This window comes from Pseudomonas sp. SIMBA_068 (assembly GCF_046534705.1).
GTDB classification, from domain to species: domain Bacteria; phylum Pseudomonadota; class Gammaproteobacteria; order Pseudomonadales; family Pseudomonadaceae; genus Aquipseudomonas; species Aquipseudomonas putida.
Window position 1 is genome coordinate 1 of sequence record NZ_JAWRYI010000475.1, and the last position, 273, is coordinate 273.

1 protein-coding gene is annotated in these 273 nt (G+C 57.9%); it reads left to right on the forward strand.

The window, feature by feature from the left end:
• Window positions 1–62: 62 nt before the first annotated feature.
• A partial coding sequence (locus tag SB756_RS30030) for a hypothetical protein (RefSeq protein ID WP_410913232.1) occupies window positions 63–273 on the forward strand: 211 nt, incomplete at its 3' end.

Genomic DNA, 273 nt, shown 5'->3' on the forward strand with positions numbered 1-273 from the left:
TGGCTGGCGCAATGATGCTGACGCTCCTGCTCCTGTGCTGGTGTTGTTTCCCTGGAAAGGCGATGCAATACCATACGGGGGTGCAAACACCGGAGTGGAAACCGCGGCTGGTGTGGAGTTGTCTGGGGCTGTATATCGTCTTTCTGACGGCGCTGGAGTTCAAACAAGAGCTGTGGGGACTGGTGATTGTGGCGGCAGGCTTTGCGCTGCTGGCACGTCGCGTGGTGCTCAGTGTGGACTGGACGCTGCTGCTGGTGTTTATGGCGATGTTTA